The 15,605-nt window shown below is 69.5% G+C and carries 13 protein-coding genes; 3 read left to right on the plus strand and 10 right to left on the minus strand.

The features are described 5' to 3' along the window. Positions 1-19 precede the first annotated feature (19 nt). The 3 genes from ABIC63_RS21725 to ABIC63_RS21735 form a co-directional block, all read right to left on the minus strand. Positions 20-1,135 (minus strand): enoyl-CoA hydratase/isomerase family protein, encoded by a 1,116-nt coding sequence (locus tag ABIC63_RS21725; protein ID WP_354321334.1) that lies wholly within the window; start codon positions 1,133-1,135, stop codon positions 20-22. Between the two features lie 94 nt (positions 1,136-1,229). Then, on the minus strand, positions 1,230-2,384 hold the full coding sequence (locus tag ABIC63_RS21730; RefSeq protein ID WP_354321335.1) for an acyl-CoA dehydrogenase family protein: 1,155 nt from the start codon (positions 2,382-2,384) through the stop codon (positions 1,230-1,232). A gap of 994 nt (positions 2,385-3,378) precedes the next feature. Further along, positions 3,379-4,902, minus strand: coding sequence for a CoA-acylating methylmalonate-semialdehyde dehydrogenase (locus tag ABIC63_RS21735; RefSeq protein WP_354321336.1), 1,524 nt, complete (start codon positions 4,900-4,902; stop codon positions 3,379-3,381). A 118-nt stretch (positions 4,903-5,020) separates the two neighbouring features. On the opposite strand from ABIC63_RS21735, the gene ABIC63_RS21740 reads away from it, so the two are divergent. Further along, the gene (locus tag ABIC63_RS21740; RefSeq protein WP_294365815.1) at positions 5,021-5,923 is read left to right on the plus strand and encodes a LysR family transcriptional regulator; all 903 of its coding nucleotides are present in this window, start codon (positions 5,021-5,023) and stop codon (positions 5,921-5,923) included. Here the strand turns inward: ABIC63_RS21740 and ABIC63_RS21745 are convergent, their stop codons facing one another. The 6 genes from ABIC63_RS21745 to ABIC63_RS21770 form a co-directional block, all read right to left on the minus strand. Then, on the minus strand, positions 5,924-7,990 hold the full coding sequence (locus tag ABIC63_RS21745; protein ID WP_354321337.1) for a sensor domain-containing diguanylate cyclase: 2,067 nt from the start codon (positions 7,988-7,990) through the stop codon (positions 5,924-5,926). Next, positions 7,987-9,633, minus strand: coding sequence for a putative bifunctional diguanylate cyclase/phosphodiesterase (locus ABIC63_RS21750; protein WP_294365819.1), 1,647 nt, complete (start codon positions 9,631-9,633; stop codon positions 7,987-7,989). Before ABIC63_RS21750 ends, ABIC63_RS21745 begins: the two co-directional genes overlap by 4 nt. 62 nt (positions 9,634-9,695) lie before the next feature. Then, positions 9,696-11,132, minus strand: coding sequence for a sensor domain-containing diguanylate cyclase (locus tag ABIC63_RS21755; protein ID WP_354321338.1), 1,437 nt, complete (start codon positions 11,130-11,132; stop codon positions 9,696-9,698). Between the two features lie 141 nt (positions 11,133-11,273). Beyond that, positions 11,274-12,191 carry an NYN domain-containing protein gene (locus tag ABIC63_RS21760; protein WP_017758628.1) on the minus strand — a complete coding sequence of 306 codons (918 nt, stop codon included), beginning with the start codon at positions 12,189-12,191 and terminating at the stop codon, positions 11,274-11,276. A 10-nt stretch (positions 12,192-12,201) separates the two neighbouring features. Beyond that, complete coding sequence (locus tag ABIC63_RS21765; protein WP_017758629.1) at positions 12,202-12,840, minus strand: 3-oxoacid CoA-transferase subunit B; 639 nt, start codon at positions 12,838-12,840, stop codon at positions 12,202-12,204. 14 nt (positions 12,841-12,854) lie between these two features. Then, on the minus strand, positions 12,855-13,661 hold the full coding sequence (locus ABIC63_RS21770; RefSeq protein ID WP_234191958.1) for a CoA transferase subunit A: 807 nt from the start codon (positions 13,659-13,661) through the stop codon (positions 12,855-12,857). Positions 13,662-13,748: 87 nt separating this feature from the next. Here ABIC63_RS21770 and ABIC63_RS21775 point away from each other — a divergent pair, with 87 nt between their 5' ends. After that, the gene (locus ABIC63_RS21775; RefSeq protein WP_294365826.1) at positions 13,749-14,345 is read left to right on the plus strand and encodes a PAS and helix-turn-helix domain-containing protein; all 597 of its coding nucleotides are present in this window, start codon (positions 13,749-13,751) and stop codon (positions 14,343-14,345) included. A 115-nt stretch (positions 14,346-14,460) separates the two neighbouring features. Then, positions 14,461-14,934: a hypothetical protein gene (locus tag ABIC63_RS21780; RefSeq protein WP_294365827.1), complete on the plus strand. Its 474-nt coding sequence runs from the start codon at positions 14,461-14,463 to the stop codon at positions 14,932-14,934. A gap of 21 nt (positions 14,935-14,955) precedes the next feature. Here the strand turns inward: ABIC63_RS21780 and ABIC63_RS21785 are convergent, their stop codons facing one another. Then, complete coding sequence (locus ABIC63_RS21785) at positions 14,956-15,564, minus strand: acyloxyacyl hydrolase (protein ID WP_017759731.1); 609 nt, start codon at positions 15,562-15,564, stop codon at positions 14,956-14,958. Between the last annotated feature and the right edge of the window lie 41 nt (positions 15,565-15,605).

Genomic DNA, 15,605 nt, shown 5'->3' on the forward strand with positions numbered 1-15,605 from the left:
AGGAGCCGCCCGCCGCCGCTCAGCGCAGCGGCACCAGCTCCGGCGCCATGTCGCCGCGCTCGCGCAGGTGGTCCTGCACGAACTCAGGGGTGATTTCTTCCAGCGTGGCCGGCTGCCACTTGGGGTTGCGGTCCTTGTCGACCAGCACGGCGCGGATGCCTTCGGCGAAGTCCTTGTGCGCGCAGAAGCCCAGCGAGGCCCAATATTCCAGCCGGAACACCTCCGCCAGCGACATGCGGGGCACACGGCGCCAGAGTTCCCACGACAGCGCGATGGAACTGGGCGCGCCCTTGGTGAAGGCGGCGGCAGCGTTCTGCAGCCAGGCGTCGTCGGCCTTCACGGCACGCAGCCGCTTGGCGATGTCCAGCAGGTCGTCGCCGGCCATCAGCGACTCGATGGTGTCGTAGTGCTCGCGCAGCTTCGACGGCAGGCGCGGCGCATCCTCGGCCGCGGTGGCGAGGATGCGGGAGAGCAGCGCGCGGTCGGCCTCGCCCTGCCCTTGCCAGGCCGTGGCGCCGATGGCCTCCAGCACCTGGGGTTTGCGGGCCTGCGGCACCAGCACGTCGGCCAGGCCTGCAAAGATGGCATCGGCGGCGTTGATCTGCGCGGCCGTCAACGCCAGGAAGAGGCCCGTGCGCCCCGGCGCGCGGCGCAGGAACCAGCTGCCACCCACGTCGGGGTACAGACCGATGTTGATCTCGGGCATGGCGATGCGGCTGCCTTCGGTCACCACGCGGTGCGAGGCACCCACCATCAGGCCGACGCCGCCGCCCATGACGATGCCGTGGCCCCAGCACAGGAAGGGCTTGGGGAAGGTGTGGATCAGGTGGTCGAGCTCGTATTCCTCGGCGAAGAAGCGCTCGGCGTATTCGTTGCGGCGCTCGCCGCAATCCAGCAGCGTCTGGTAGAGCTGGCGCAGGTCGCCGCCGGCGCAGAACGCTTTTTCGCCCGCGGCCTGCAGCAGCACGCCGACGACCTGGTCGTCGGCCGCCCATTCGCGCAGTTGGGGCGTGAGCAGCCGCACCATGTCGACGGACAGCGAGTTGAGGGACGCCGGCGCATTGAGCGTGGCGACGCCGAAGCGTCTGCCATTGGCGGTGGGCAGGGAATCGAAGAGGACGACAGGTTCGGTCATGGGCGGGGAGCTTAGCGACGCAGGGCGCGCGGCGATATCAAGGACGGGACTGCAGTGAGATTCGTTTGGCGGCTCGGCGAGGCGTGACTGGACGTCAGCGCAGATCCGCATCGCCATCGAGCAGCTTGCGCGCGACGATGAGCCGCATGATCTCGTTGGTGCCTTCCAGGATCTGGTGCACGCGCGCATCGCGCAGCAGGCGCTCCAGCGGAAAGTCGCCCAGGTAGCCATAGCCGCCGTGCAGTTGCAGGGCCTCGTTGCAGACGGTGAAGCCGGCGTCGGTCGCAAAGCGCTTGGCCATCGCGCAATAGGTGCTGGCATCGGCATGGCCGGCGTCGAGCTTGCTGGCGGCCAGGCGCACCATCTGCCGGGCGGCGACCAGCTCTGTGGCCATGTCGGCCAGCTTGAACTGCAGGGCCTGGAAGCTGGCCAGCGGCTTGCCGAACTGCTGGCGCTCGTGCAGGTAGCGCCGCGCCGCATTCAATGCGCCCTGCGCGGCGCCCACCGAGCAGGTCGCGATGTTGATGCGGCCGCCGTCCAGCCCCTTCATGGCGATGCGGAAGCCCTCGCCCTCCTGGCCCAGCAGGTGGTCCGCCGGGATGCGCACGCCGTCGAAGTCGATGGTGCGGGTGGGCTGGCTGTTCCAGCCCATCTTGTGTTCCTTCTTGCCGTAGCGGATGCCGGGCGCGTCGGCCGGCACGGCGAAGGCAGAGATGCCCGACGGCCCGGCGCCGCCGGTGCGGGCCATGAGCACCAGCACGTCGGTCGAGCCCGCGCCGGAGATGAAGGCCTTGCCGCCGTGGATGACGTAGTGGTCGCCGTCGCGCTCGGCACGGGTCTTGAGCGAGCCGGCGTCCGACCCAGCGCCCGGTTCGGTCAGGCAATACGAGGCCAGCTTGCGGCCGGCGGTCAGGTCTTCGCCCCAGTGCGCGCAAACGGCGTCGGTGCCCCAGGTGCCGAGCATCCAGGTCGCCATGTTGTGGATGGTGATGAAGGCCGTGGTCGAGGGGTCGACCGCAGCCATCTCTTCGAACACCAGCGCCGCATCCAGCCGCGGCAGGCCCAGCCCGCCGATGCGCTCGGGCGCATAGAGGCCGCAGAAGCCCAGTTCGCCGGCCTTGGCAATGGCCTCGCGCGGGAAGATCGCTTCGCGGTCCCACTGCGCGGCATGGGGCGCGAACTCGCTGGCGGCGAAGTCGCGGGCAGTGTCGGCGAAGGCGCGTTGTTCTTCGGTCAGTTCAAAGTCCATGGTGCTTCTTGTCTCTCTTGGCGCTTGGACGGCTTGTTTGTGCCGCGTTGTCTCGGCTTGGTCTGCTCAGGTGCGCAATTGACTGGCTGTGCGTTCTCGGTCGGCGCAATTTGTACGGTGGGGGCGGCGCGCGAGAACCGGCCCGCCGCGGGCTCGGAGTGAGGCGGTCGGCACTGCGTGCCGACTCCGCTGCGATGCTCCCGAACCCGGCCCGCGGCAGAACTCGCTGCGCGCTCGCGCGCTCCGCTCAAACAACTGCCGCGAGTCAGATCACGAAGCAGGCCTGTCCTTCGGCAGGCCTGCGGCCGGGTTCGCTGCGCTTCTCGCCGCCTCACACATCGCCCACGGCGGGCCGGTCCTCGCGCGCAGGGACGCTGCGCATCATCGTGCCGGCACGGGCGTCCGCGCCCGACATCACCTGCCGGTTGGCCGCATGTGCCACCGAGGCCGCAATCCCTGCCCGCCACGGATTGCAGCCTACGCCGTCGCCCGACCTTGGATGTCCAGAACACCTTCGGCATGGCGCGAGACGGACGTGACGCGCCGACGCCATCGCCTGGGGCCGCCGCGACGCCCGCCATGCCCAGAACGGTCACACCGACACAGACGTGTCGACACCGGGATTCGCGCGCAGCTTCGGTTCCGGCCCGGGCGGCGGTGGGTAACGCGGTGTGCGCCTGTGAGGCGCCGAGAAGCGCAGTGCATCCGGCCGCAGGCCTGCCGAAGGACAGGCCTGCTTCGTGATCTGACTCGCGGCGTTTGTTTGAGCGGAGCTGCCGCAGGCAGCGCAGCGAGTTATGCCGCGGGCCGGGTGCGCGAGCATCGCAGGGGAGTCGGCACGCAGTGCCGACCGCCTCACTGAAGCACGCCGCGTTACCCACCGCCGCCCGGGCCGGCGCGCCCGCCTCGAACACCGAGCGCACCACGACCGGAGACATGGCAACGGTACTCACACAGTCGGACTTACAACGAGCACCGGGCCCCAGCACCAAGTTCACTTCAACGAAATCGTCGTATTGACCCCCTGCGACACCGTCGAGTCGTCGAACCACCGCGCCGTCACCGTCTTGGTCTGCGTGTAGAACAACACCACCTGCTTGCCGTAAGGCCCCAGGTCCCCCAGCTTCGAGGCCCGCGATCCCGTGAACGAGAACAGCGGCACCGGCACCGGGATCGGCACGTTGATGCCCACCTGTCCCACGTCGATGTCCTCCTGGAACTTGCGCGCCGCCGCGCCCGACTGCGTGAAGATCGCCGTGCCGTTGCCGTTCGGATTGGCGTTGATGAACTCGATCGCCTCGTCCAGCGACGACGCTTCGGCCAGGCACAGCACCGGCCCGAACACCTCCTGGTCGTAGATCGACATGCCCGGCTTCACGCCCGAGAAGACCGTCGGCCCGACGAAGTTGCCCTTCTCGTAGCCGGCCACCTGCGGGTTGCGGCCATCCAGCTCCAGCGTGGCGCCATCGGCCACACCGCGCTCGATCAGCCCCACCACCCGGTCGCGCGCCGCGCACGACACCAGCGGCCCCACGTCCGTGCCCTTCTCCGTGCCGGCGCTCACCTTCAGCGTCTTGGCCTTCTCCACCAGCTCGGGAATCCAGCTTTGCGCCTCGCCCACCAGCACCGCCACCGACACCGCCATGCAGCGCTGGCCCGCGGCACCGAAGGCCGCGCCGGCCAGCGCATTGAGCGTCTGCTCCTTGTTGGCGTCAGGCATCACGATGGCGTGGTTCTTCGCGCCCATCATGCATTGCACCCGCTTGCCGGCCAGCGTGGCGCGGTTGTAGACATGCGTGCCCACCTTGGTCGAGCCCACGAAGCTGATCGCCTTGATGTCGCGGTGGTCGCAGATGGCGTTGACCACCTGCTCGCCGCCGTGCACCACGTTCAGCACGCCGGGCGGCACGCCCGCCTCCAGCGCCAGCTCGACCAGGCGCATCGTCACCATCGGGTCCTGCTCGCTCGGCTTGAGCACGAAGGTGTTGCCCGTGGCGATGGCCATCGGGAACATCCACAACGGGATCATGGCCGGGAAGTTGAAGGGCGTGATGCCGGCGCACACGCCCAACGGCTGCAGCAGCGTGTACGTGTCCACGCCCCCCGCCACGTTGTTGGCCAGTTCGCCCAGCTGCAGGTTGCCGATGCCGGCCGCATGCTCCACCACCTCCAGGCCGCGGAACACATCGCCTTCGGCGTCCGGCAGCGTCTTGCCCTGCTCGGCCGTGAGGATGGCGGCCAGCTCGCCCATGTGCTCGCGGATCAACTGCTGCAGCTTCAGGAAGATGCGCGCCCGCTGGCCGATGGCCGTCTTGCGCCAGGTCTTGAAGGCCTTCTGCGCCGCGGCGACGGCGGCGTCCACCTCGTCGGGCGTGGCGAAGGGCACGCGGGCCAGCACCTCCTGGGTGGCAGGGTTGACCACGTCGCGCCAAGCGGTGCTGCGGGATTCGACGAACTCGCCGCCGATCAGCAGTTTGACGGTGGGCACCCGCGATGCGGGCGTGGGGGTGGCAGTCATGGCTTGTCTCCAGATGGGGCGGCGCTTGTGCCGCCGATGTGATCCGCCGCAGGATAGCTTTGCACTTTTGCCCCAGCAATAGACAAAAATTCGCGTCGCCTTTGCAAAATTGCAGACCATGGACTGGGACAACCTGCGCTACTTCCTCGAACTCGCCCGCGCCGGCACGCTGATGGCCGCGGCGCGCCGGCTGGCGGTGGACCACACCACCGTCGCGCGCCGCATCCAGGCGCTGGAAAAAGCCCTGGGCGCCGCCCTCTTCACGCGCGAGGCCGGCGGACATCGCCTCACCGAGGCCGGCCGGCAACTGCAGCCCCAGGCCGAGGCCATGGAGGCCGCCTTTCACGCGGTCGAGCGCACCAGCCCGGCCCTGGCACCGCAGGAAGGCCTGTCGGGCACCGTGCGCGTGGGCGCCACGGAAGGCTTCGGCACGCGGGTGCTGGCACCCGCGCTGGCCGCATTCGCCGCAGGCCATCCGCGCCTGACCATCGACCTGCTCGCCTTGCCGCGCCTGCTGCAGCTGTCGCGGCGCGAGGCCGACATCGTGATCGCGCTGGAGCGCCCGGCGCGGGGCTCGGTGGTGGCCACGCGGCTCACGGACTACAGCCTGCGCCTGTACGCCTCGCACGACTACCTGGCGCGCCATGCACCCATCTCGCGCCGCGAGGACCTGCGCGGCCACGCCTTCGTCAGCTACGTGGACGACCTGCTCTTCTCCAAGGAGCTGCGCTTCCTGGGCGAGCTGCACCGGCCCGATGGCTTTTCGCTGCGCAGCACCAGCGTGCTGGCCCAGCACGAGGCGGCCGCCGCCGGCGCCGGCATTGCCGTGCTGCCGGCCTTCGTCGCCGAAGGCGACGCGCGGCTGGCGCCCGTGCTGCCGGCGCTGGCGCGTTTCACGCGCACCTTCTGGATGTCGATGCCCGCTGAAGGCAAGCAGCAGCCGCGCATCCTGGCCGTGTGGAACCTGCTCAAGACCGTGGCAGAACGGGAGCAGACCCGGCTTCTGCCACCCGCGGCCTGATCAGCGCAGCACCACGCGGGGCGGCGACATCTGCACCTGGTTGCGGCCACTGGTCTTGGCGGCATAGCAGGCGGCGTCGGCGGCGGCCACCCAGTCCTGGGCCGTGCGGATGTCGGGCGTCAGCTCGGCCACGCCGATGCTGGCGCCCACGCGCAACTCCTGCTCTTCCCACGGCACGACGATCTCCTGGACGGCCGCGCGGATGCGCTGGGCCACCGCCAGAGCCGCCATGCCGCTGCACTGCTCCAGCAGCAGCGCGAACTCGTCGCCGCCCAGCCGCACCACCAGGTCGCCCGAACGCGACTGCGCCGCAATGGCCTGCACCACCTGCTTGAGCACCTCGTCGCCGGCCAGGTGGCCGGCCGTGTCGTTGATGGGCTTGAAGTGGTCGAGGTCGATGAAGATCAGCACCGCGGGGCTGAACAGCTCCCGGTTGCCCATCACGCGCGCAATGCGCTGGTCGAAGAACATGCGGTTGGCCGCACCGGTGAGCGGGTCGTGCCGGCTCTGCCACTCCAGGCGCTGGCGCACCAGCTTCTGCTCGGTGACGTCGGCCACCGTCCAGATCTCGCCCAGCGAGAGGTCGTCCCAGTCCACCGGCCGGCTGCGCAGGTTGGCCCAGAAGCCCAGGCCGTCGCTGCGCCGCAGGCGCCAGTCGCCGCCATAGGGCACGCCCAGCGCGGCGGCGCCGCGCGCGGCCTGCAGGAAGCGCTGGAAGCCATCGGCTTCCTCGAACAGCTCGTGGGCGGCGCGTCCCAGCATCTGCGGCGCGTCATTGCCGAACAACCGGCAGCATTCGGCGCTGGCCAGTTCGACCACGCCCTCGCGCACGAAGGCCACGCCCACGGGCGCGGCGGCGAGCACGGCGCGCAGGCGTGTCTGGATCTCGGCGTGGGCATGGGCCAGCCCGGCCTGTTCGGTGGCCCACAGCCGAAGCAGGGTGGACAACTGGCCCAGTTCGCCCGCACCGCCCGGCCACCCCATGCCCGGCTGCGCATCGGCCATGGGCGCGGTGAGCCGCTGCACGCGCCGCACCAGGCGGCCCAGCGGCCGCAGGCGCCAGACGATCCACGCGCAACTCAACAGGCCGGCCAGCAGTACGGCGCCGAGGGTCCATTGCAGCGTGTGCTCGAGTTCGTCGTCAAGCGCCCCCTGCAGGCCCGAGACCGGCCGGGCCTGCCAGATGAGCCACGGCGTCTCCGACACGGGCACGGCCGCCACCACCTGTCCACCGGCCACGGTGACGAAGCCTTCGGTAAGGCGCGGGCTGCCCTGCGCCCGCCAGGCCTCGAAGGCCTCCGCGAAGCGCGCCTCCCGCGACAGCGGCAGGCGCTGCAGGGCCAGGCCACCGTCGTGGCTCAGGATCTGGCCCTGGTCGTCCGTGACCACGCGCACGGCCCCGGGCAGCCGTCCCACGGCCATGCGGCCGACGTCGCCGCTGTCCAGGCGCAGCACACCCGCCACCACCGCGACCACGCGCTGCCCATCCATCACCGGCAGCGCCATCACGATGGACACGCGGCCCGTGTTGCGCCCGGCGATGGGCTGCGACAGCACAGGCTTGTGGGTGCGCATCACCTCCTGGAAGTAGGACCGGTCGTCCATGGGGCCGATGGCCGGCATGACCTGGACGCCATGCTCATCGGCACGTGCCAGCGGCTGGCCGAGCGCATCGATCAGGAAGGAGGCGGAGAAGACGGTGCCCAGGCTCGACGCGAGCACGGTGAAGCGCTGTGCGCGCTCCTCGTCGCTGGCCGCGGGCTGGAGCATGCGCGCCGTGCCGGCCAGCGCGGCTTCGCGCTGGTGCTGCAGGCTGGACATGGCCTCGGCCGTGGCACGCGTGCTGGCGCGCTGATGGTCTTCGTCGCTCACGCGCGCGATGCGCTGCGCCAGGTGCGAGACGGCCAGCCAGATGGCCACGCTGGCCGCCACGGCCAGCAGGGCTACCACGGCAACCACGCTGGCGCGCAGGCGCCATGCCACGTCGTCGAAGGCCGGCATGGCGGCCTGCCCACGGGCCGGCGTCTTCCTGCCCAGGCGAGGCATCAGGCGGCGGACGGTCGTCACGGCGGGAGCGCTTTGTTCATGGCGGGCGCATTGTCCGACGGCGGCTTCCACAGCGGCTGTCTTTCGTAGGCGTCGATCCAGCCGAAGACCTCCGCTGCCGGCATGGGCCGAGCAATGCCGAAGCCCTGCGCCAGGTGGCAGCCCAGGGCCAGCAGCGCCTCGCCGTGCTCGCGGGTTTCCACACCCTCGGCGGTGACCTCCAGACCGAGGGCGCGGGCCAGCGAGATCACGCCCTGCAGGATGGCGCGGTCCTGCGGGTCGGTGAGCACGTTGCGCACGAAGGACTGGTCCAGCTTGAGACCGCTGACCGGCAGCCGCCGCAGGTAGGTCAGCGAGGAATAGCCGGTGCCGAAGTCATCCATCACCACGTCCACGCCCAGCTGGCGGCAGGACTCGATGAAGCTGGCGGCCAGGTCGATGTCGCGGATGGCGCTGGTCTCCAGGATCTCCAGCACCAGGGCGCCGGCATGTCGCTCGGGAAAGCGCTCCAGCAGCGCGGACAGCCGCCGCACCACATCCGCCCGCATCAGCAGCCCGGCGCTGATGTTGACGCTGACCGACAGCCGGCGACCCTGCGCGGCCCACTGCCGCACCGCCTCGATGGCGGCGCCGATGGCCCATTCGCCCAGCTGCTCCGACAGTTCGTGATCCTCGATGGTGGGCACGAACTCGGCCGGCATCAGCACGCCGCGCTGCGCGTGGTTCCAGCGGCTGAGCGCCTCCATGCCCACGATGGTGCCGCGCTGCATGTCGACCTTGGGCTGGAAGACGAGGAAGAACTCGCCCGCGTCCAGCCCCTCGGCGATGCGCTGGCGCTGCTGGGCCAGACGCTGCTCGTGCGCATGCTCCTGCGCGTCGAAGAAGTTGACCTGCCCGCCCCCGGCCCGCTTGGCACCGAAGGCGGCCTGGCGGGCCTGGCGCAGCAGCACCTCGATGGACGGGCCTTCCTGCTCGCGCAGCGCCACGCCGACGCTGGCCCCCACGGTCAGCGGCTGGCCGTGGACCTGGAAGTCGTCGCCCAGCCGGCCGAGGCAGTACTCGAGGATGCCCTGGCATTCCGGCCAGCCCGCGTTGGGCAGCACGGCCGCGAACTCGTCGCCGCCCACCCGGGCCAGCGCCGCGTCTTCGGGCAACCCCAGTTCCAGCCTGTGCACGACCTCCAGCAGGACGGCGTCGCCGCCAGAGGGGCCGAAGCGCCCATTGATCTCCCGGAAGCGGTCCAGGTCGAGGTAGATGACGGCCAGTCGGGCCAGCGGCACGCTGCGCTCGGCCGACAGCTCGGGCAGCGATGGCAGGCGGCCCGGCAGGCGGGTCAGCGGATCCAGGCGGTGCAGCACCTCGGTGCCCGGGCCGCGGCTGGCTGTCCACAGTACGCTGCCGTCCTCCGCGCGTTCGCCGCGCAATTCGACCTGCACGCGGCCCTTGGGCGTGCGAAGGCCCACCCAGCAGGCCGGGCCGGGCCCCTTGGCAGGCACCTCGGCCTCCTCGAAGCCGCGCTCGCCGGCGGCCAGCAGGGTCTTGGCCTTGATGCCGGGTTCGGCCGCGCCGCAGGTCAGCGCCTGGGCCGCGGCATCCGCCCAGCGAAGCTCCCCCGCCACGGTGCGAAAGTGGCAGACCGCCGGCCGGGGAAGACGGTGGGGCATGGTGTGGGGGAAGAAGGGCCGGTGTTCAGCGCAGAGGGCGGCGACGGCGTCCGGCAGGCGCCTCAGAGGGGCCGGCGCTGCGCCGGGCCCTCCGATTCGTAATGGCGGGCCTTGTCCTCGTACATGGCGCGGTCGGCGGCCTGCAGCGCGTTCTCGAGCGACTCGCCCGCCTGGCAGGTGGCGGCGCCCATGGCGAAGCTCAGCAGGTGACCGGAGGGGCCGCCGTAGAACTGGTTGTTGAGGTCCACCAGGGTGGTCAGGTGCTCGCGCACGCTGCGCACGCCGCGCTCGTCGGTGTCGGGCATCAGCACGATGAATTCGTCGCCGCCCACCCGGGCCACGCACGCGGGCGCGTCCACCAGCTTGGCCAGCACCTCGCCCGCGCGGCGCAGCAGGGCGTCGCCGGCGGCATGGCCGACCTGGTCGTTGACCTGCTTGAGGCCGTTCATGTCGAGCGCAAGGATGGACACGGGCCAGGGGCCCTTGCGCGTCAGGCGCAACAGTTCCTCGGTGTAGAAGGTGCGGTTGCGCAGTTGCGTGAGCACATCGTGCGTGCCCAGGTATTCAAGGTAGGCCTCGGCGCGGCGGCGCGCGGTGATGTCGACCAGCGAGAGCAGCACCAGGTCCCAGTTGTCCTGCCGGTCGGGCAGGATGGAGAACTGCATGTAGATGTAGACCGGCTCGCCGCCCAGCGTGTAGTTGACCACCTCGCGCTGCTGCAGCGTCTTGCCGTCCCAGAGGTCGCGCAGCTGCTCGGCGAAGGAGTCGTGCATCTCTCCGCGGAACACCTTGGGCAGGTTGCGCAGCAGCGTGGCCTTGTCGGGCGCGCCCAGCATGCGTAGCGTCTCCTCGTTGACGTCGAGCACGCGGATCTCCTGCACGCAGCGGCCGACGAACTCGGGGTGCACCTTGAGGAAGGTACCGAAGTCGCGGATGCCCTGCGCCCGCACCCCGTCGAGCAGGCGCTTGACGCCGCTGAAATCCTCCACCCACAGCGACACGGGCGAGCGCTCGAACAGGCCGCGTGCGTAGCGTTCGCTGGCCTCGCGCAGCTTCTCGGCCCGCACGCGTGCGGTGATGTCGTCCAGCGAGATCAGGGCACGCGACCAGTCGTCCTCATGGCCAGGCAGGATGCGGATGCGTACCGTGACGTCCAGCCGCCGACCGTCGAGGGCATAGTTGACCGTCTGGTTCTCGATCTCGGTGCGTCCGTCCCAGAACTGCGCGAGTTCGTGGATCACCCGGTCGGACATGTCGTCCCGGAAGATTTCCGGCAGGCGCGAGACCAGTTCATCCTGGCTGGCGGCAGCGAACAGGCTCAACGTCTTCTGGTTGACCTGCAGCACGCGGATGCTGGCCATGCAGGCCGCCCGGCGCGACGGGTCGGCCTGGAGATATTCGACGAGGTCGATCACGCCCTCGCTGCGCCACTGATCGAAAAGCTGCTTGAGTCCGCTGTAGTCCTCGAGCCAGAGCGAGACTGGCGCAAGATCGAACATGGTTTGGAAATCGTCGGAAGACGTCATGGCGGCGGACGCGTGAGACAGCGCCGGATGCTATCAGCACCCGGGCCGGTCGAGGGCCTCGGCAACTGCGAAAGCAGGCCGGGAACGGCGCAGGAAAACCCGGGAAGGACTCGCTCAGGCGTCGACGTCGCGGTCGGCCTCGGCCGCCGACTCGTGCGCCAGCGCCTGCGGCGTCAGGGCGATGTGCCCGCCCCCCTCGTCGTCCAGGAACTCGACGATGTCCGGAAAGCGTTGCAGAAAGGCCTTGAAGCTGCGGCAGCCCAGCATGCCTTCGTCGAAGGCCGGCATCATGCGCTTCATCAAGGACTTGAGCGCGCCACAGTGCACGCGGTTCTCGCCCTGGCGGGCGATGATCTGGGTCACGGCCTTGACCAGCGCCTCCCGCGCGAGCTCCACGGTCAGCACCGTGGGGCCGCTATCGGCGGGCTCGCCCGGCTCGCCGCCCTCGCCCTGCCCTTCCATGGCCAGTACCGAGGCCGCCACCGCCTCGCTGGCCTGACGCAGCTTGAGCAGCGCGCCATAAAACTTGAACTCGTTGCAGCTCGCCACCCAGTAGCGGTTGCTGTTGCCCTCGACCCCCACGCCGCCGATGAAACGGCCGGCCTGCTTGACCTTCTGGGCCAGGCTGATGAAGTCGCTGTCGCACGAGACCACCACGACGTGCGTGATGTGGGGGTGCGTGTGCAGGTCGGACAAAGCGTCCAGCGCCATGCGGATGTCGGCGCTGTTCTTCATGTTGGCGCCGCGCGGGAAGAGCTGGATCAGGTCGATGCCGGCGCCGTTCAAGGCATCGCGGTAGCGCGAGAAGAACTGCCAGTTGGCGTACGCGCGGTTGATGATGACATCGCCCAGCGAGGCGGCGTAGTCGACGATGGCATCGACTTCCGCCACGGGCATCTGGACCGTGAGCCGGTGTTCGCGGTAGTAGTCCTGGCCGTTCTGCTGGTCGGTCAGGACCGCGTGCAGGTTTTCGAAGTCCCAGTACAGGGCCACCTTGGGCGCCTGCACACCGGCGCCGGTCCATTCACTCATCGATTGACTTTCACTGCAGGAGCTTGACTCCCGTCTTGGCTTGCACGGCGTCGAAGCTGACGCCATCGGCCAGCTCGACCACCTTCAACCCTTCGGGAGTGACGTCGAGCACAGCCAGGTCGGTAATGATACGGTCCACCACCCCCACGCCCGTCAGCGGGAGTGTGCATTGCGGCAGGATCTTCAGATCTTCCGTGCCGTCCTTCTTGCGGGCCACGTGCTCCATCAACACGATCACGCGCTTGACACCGGCCACCAGGTCCATGGCGCCGCCCATGCCCTTGACCATCTTGCCGGGGATCATCCAGTTGGCCAGATCGCCCTTCTCGCTGACCTGCATGGCGCCCAGGATCGACAGGTTGATCTTGCCGCCGCGGATCATGGCGAAGCTCTCGTGGCTGCCGAAGATGGACGAGCCCGGCAGCGTGGTCACGGTCTGCTTGCCGGCGTTGATGAGGTCGGCGTCCACCTGGTCTTCCGTTGGGAAGGGCCCGATGCCGAGCATGCCGTTCTCGCTCTGCAGCCAGACTTCCTTGTCGCCGACGAAGTTGGCCACCAGCGTCGGGATGCCGATGCCGAGATTGACGTAGAAGCCGTCTTCCAGCTCCTTGGCCGCGCGAGCGGCCATCTGGTCTTGGGTCCAGGGCATGGGGAACTCCTCTTTTACTTGCTGGCGTTGTTCTTGACGGTGGCGGGCACTTCCGTGCCGGCGGCCGCCTGCGCGATCACGGCCTGGGCCTCGACCTTGGCGGCGGCGGCATCGACGGGCGCGGCGGCGCTGACGGTGCGCTTCTCGATGCGCTTCTCGGGCGTGGCATTGAGCACGATGCGGTGCACGTAGATGCCGGGCAGGTGGATGTCGTCCGGTGCCAGTTCGCCCACCTCGACGATCTTCTCGACCTCGACGATGCAGACCTTGCCGGCCATCGCGGCGGCCGGGTTGAAGTTGCGGGCCGTCAGTCGGAAACGCAGGTTGCCGGACTTGTCGGCCACGTCGGCCTTGACCAGCGCCACGTCGGGCACCAGCGAGCGCTCCATGACGTAGGTCTCGCCATCGAACTCGCGCAGCTCCTTGCCCTCGGCCACCAGCGTGCCGACACCGGTCTTGGTGAAGAAGGCGGGGATGCCGGCGCCGCCCGCACGCAGCTTCTCGGCCAGCGTGCCCTGGGGCGTGAATTCCAGCTCCAGCTCGCCGGCCAGGTACTGGCGCTCGAACTCCTTGTTCTCGCCGACGTAGCTGGCGACCATCTTCTTGACCTGCCGCGTCTCCAGCAGCTTGCCCAGGCCGAAGCCGTCGACGCCGGCGTTGTTGGAGATGCAGGTCAGGTCCTTGACGCCGCTTTCCTTGAGCGCATCGATCAGCGCCTCGGGAATGCCGCACAGGCCGAAGCCACCGACTGCCAGCGTCTGGCCGTCGGCAACGACGCCGGCCAGCGCCTCCTTGGCGGAGGCATAGATCTTGTTCGCCATGGGTCCTCGCTTTGAAGAAGAAATGAGGGGATGCAGGAGGGAAAACCCCGCAACGATACTACGTACGGACATACGTAGGATTTCGTAATGGACGCACCCGAGGCCCCTGCCCTGGCCGCCCCGGCCATCGACTACCGGCTGGCCTTCGAGCATGCCCCGGTGGGCATGGTGCTGTCTCGCCAGCGCATGATGGTGGACTGCAACGCGCGGCTGTGCGAGATGTTCGGTGCCACGCGCGAAGCCCTCGTCGGCCAGTCCTTCCGGCTGCTGTATCCCAGCGTGGCCGAGTACGAACGCATCGGCCGCCGCATGCTGCCGGCGCTCAACGCCAGCGGCCGCTATGCCGACAACCGCATGATGCGGCGCGTGGACGGCCTGCACGGCATGCGCGCCGGGGAGACCTTCTGGTGCCATGTCACCGGCCGTGCCCTCAACCGGGAAGTGCCGCATGAGGCCGGCATCTGGACCTTCGAGGACCTGGGCGCGCGCCGTGCCGACAAGGCCGAGTTGACGCCCCGCGAGCGGGAGGTGGCCGCCCACCTGATGCAGGGGCTGACCAGCAAGGAAATCGGCCGCGTGCTCGGCATCAGTCATCGCACGGTGGAGATTCATCGCGCCCGGTTGATGCGCAAGTACGCCGCCGGGACCACGGCAGAGTTGGTGCAGAAGCTGCTGGCCGGCTGAGGCGGTGCACCGTCGGGGTGCGTTGGACTACCGATGCCCGGAAGACGTCCCACGCCATGGGGGCGGAGTCGGCGCCAGCCTGGGGGCCATCGACAACCTTCCAGGAGCAACACCGATGGCCACCCGACCCGAACTGACCGGCGACCGCGACAACAACCGGGCGATGCGATGGAGCATCCTTGTCGTCATCGTGCTGGTGATCGGCGCGATCTTCGCGTTCTTCCGAACCGGCGGTGAAGCGCCGGGCCAGCCCGCCCCGCCCATGGGCCAGTCCGCGCCCCCGCCCGCCAGCGATGGCGCCACGGGCATGGCGCCCGGAACCGGCGGCAGTGGCTCGACCGGCATCGGCGGCAACGCCGCGGGCACCAGCGGCGCTGCACCCGACGCCGCAGACCCCAACCCAGCCGCCGCCAACGGCCTGCCTTCGACCCCCGGCACCGGCACGACCAACACGCCTGGCGGGAGCAGCGGCTCGGGTACAGGTGCCGCCGGCACGGGCGCTACGGGCAGCACAGGCACCAACGATCCGGCCAATGGGAGCGGTACGCCGGCCACCGGCGCCCCGGGCGCGCCCGGCCAGTCCCAGTGATCGCCCCGCCCCGGCGCCGCTTCACCAGGCCATGCTGAAACGCAGCTTGACGAAGTTGGCGCCGGGGTTCGGTTCCTTGATGCCCGCGTTGGAGAAATGCTGCAGGCGTAGCGACAACTCATAGGCCTGGCGCTCACCGAAACGGTAGCCGACGCCCAGCACCTCGGTGAACTGGAAAGCGGTGCTGAAACGGTCTCTCGGCGTCTCGTACAGCCGGTCCATTACCGTCCCACCCAGCCCAAGCTCCACGAACCACGGCGTGCCCGGCTCGCCCAGCAGGTGGCGCCACATGGCGGTGGCGCCGATCTGCGAATAGCCGGCGCTCGAGCCGTCCGGCCGCGGCGCCTGCCAATGGCTGGCCCACAGGTCCCAATACAGGGTCAACGGGCCGGCCTGGCGCGGCACCGACGGGAACAACTGCGACGGGAGCATCACGCCCGCCGTCAGCGAGTCGGTCGATTGCGTGTGCAGCACGCTGGACCCGCCCTCCACATAGAAGCGGCGGCCTTCGTCGACCTGTTCCTGCGCTGCTGCGTGTGCGGATGCAAGCACAGCCGCTGCCGCAAAGGCCAGAGGCGCGATGCGCCGTTTCAAGTGACGGCCGGCGCCCTGGCGAGAGCGGTTGTCCATGGTGGCTCCAGGAGTTGGAATGAATTTTCTAGAATTTTCAT

This window comes from Pseudacidovorax sp. 1753, assembly GCF_040544975.1.
GTDB lineage: Bacteria > Pseudomonadota > Gammaproteobacteria > Burkholderiales > Burkholderiaceae_C > Xenophilus.

What these genes read in the sequence shown, in the direction of transcription:
- ABIC63_RS21725 (WP_354321334.1), bottom strand. Translation starts at nt 1,135, where the DNA reads ATGACCGAACCTGTCGTCCTCTTCGATTCCCTGCCCACCGCCAATGGC.
- ABIC63_RS21730 (WP_354321335.1), bottom strand. Translation starts at nt 2,384, where the DNA reads ATGGACTTTGAACTGACCGAAGAACAACGCGCCTTCGCCGACACTGCC.
- ABIC63_RS21735 (WP_354321336.1), bottom strand. Translation starts at nt 4,902, where the DNA reads ATGACTGCCACCCCCACGCCCGCATCGCGGGTGCCCACCGTCAAACTG.
- ABIC63_RS21740 (WP_294365815.1), top strand. Translation starts at nt 5,021, where the DNA reads ATGGACTGGGACAACCTGCGCTACTTCCTCGAACTCGCCCGCGCCGGC.
- ABIC63_RS21750 (WP_294365819.1), bottom strand. Translation starts at nt 9,633, where the DNA reads ATGCCCCACCGTCTTCCCCGGCCGGCGGTCTGCCACTTTCGCACCGTG.
- ABIC63_RS21755 (WP_354321338.1), bottom strand. Translation starts at nt 11,132, where the DNA reads ATGTTCGATCTTGCGCCAGTCTCGCTCTGGCTCGAGGACTACAGCGGA.
- ABIC63_RS21760 (WP_017758628.1), bottom strand. Translation starts at nt 12,191, where the DNA reads ATGAGTGAATGGACCGGCGCCGGTGTGCAGGCGCCCAAGGTGGCCCTG.
- ABIC63_RS21765 (WP_017758629.1), bottom strand. Translation starts at nt 12,840, where the DNA reads ATGCCCTGGACCCAAGACCAGATGGCCGCTCGCGCGGCCAAGGAGCTG.
- ABIC63_RS21770 (WP_234191958.1), bottom strand. Translation starts at nt 13,661, where the DNA reads ATGGCGAACAAGATCTATGCCTCCGCCAAGGAGGCGCTGGCCGGCGTC.
- ABIC63_RS21775 (WP_294365826.1), top strand. Translation starts at nt 13,749, where the DNA reads ATGGACGCACCCGAGGCCCCTGCCCTGGCCGCCCCGGCCATCGACTAC.
- ABIC63_RS21780 (WP_294365827.1), top strand. Translation starts at nt 14,461, where the DNA reads ATGGCCACCCGACCCGAACTGACCGGCGACCGCGACAACAACCGGGCG.
- ABIC63_RS21785 (WP_017759731.1), bottom strand. Translation starts at nt 15,564, where the DNA reads ATGGACAACCGCTCTCGCCAGGGCGCCGGCCGTCACTTGAAACGGCGC.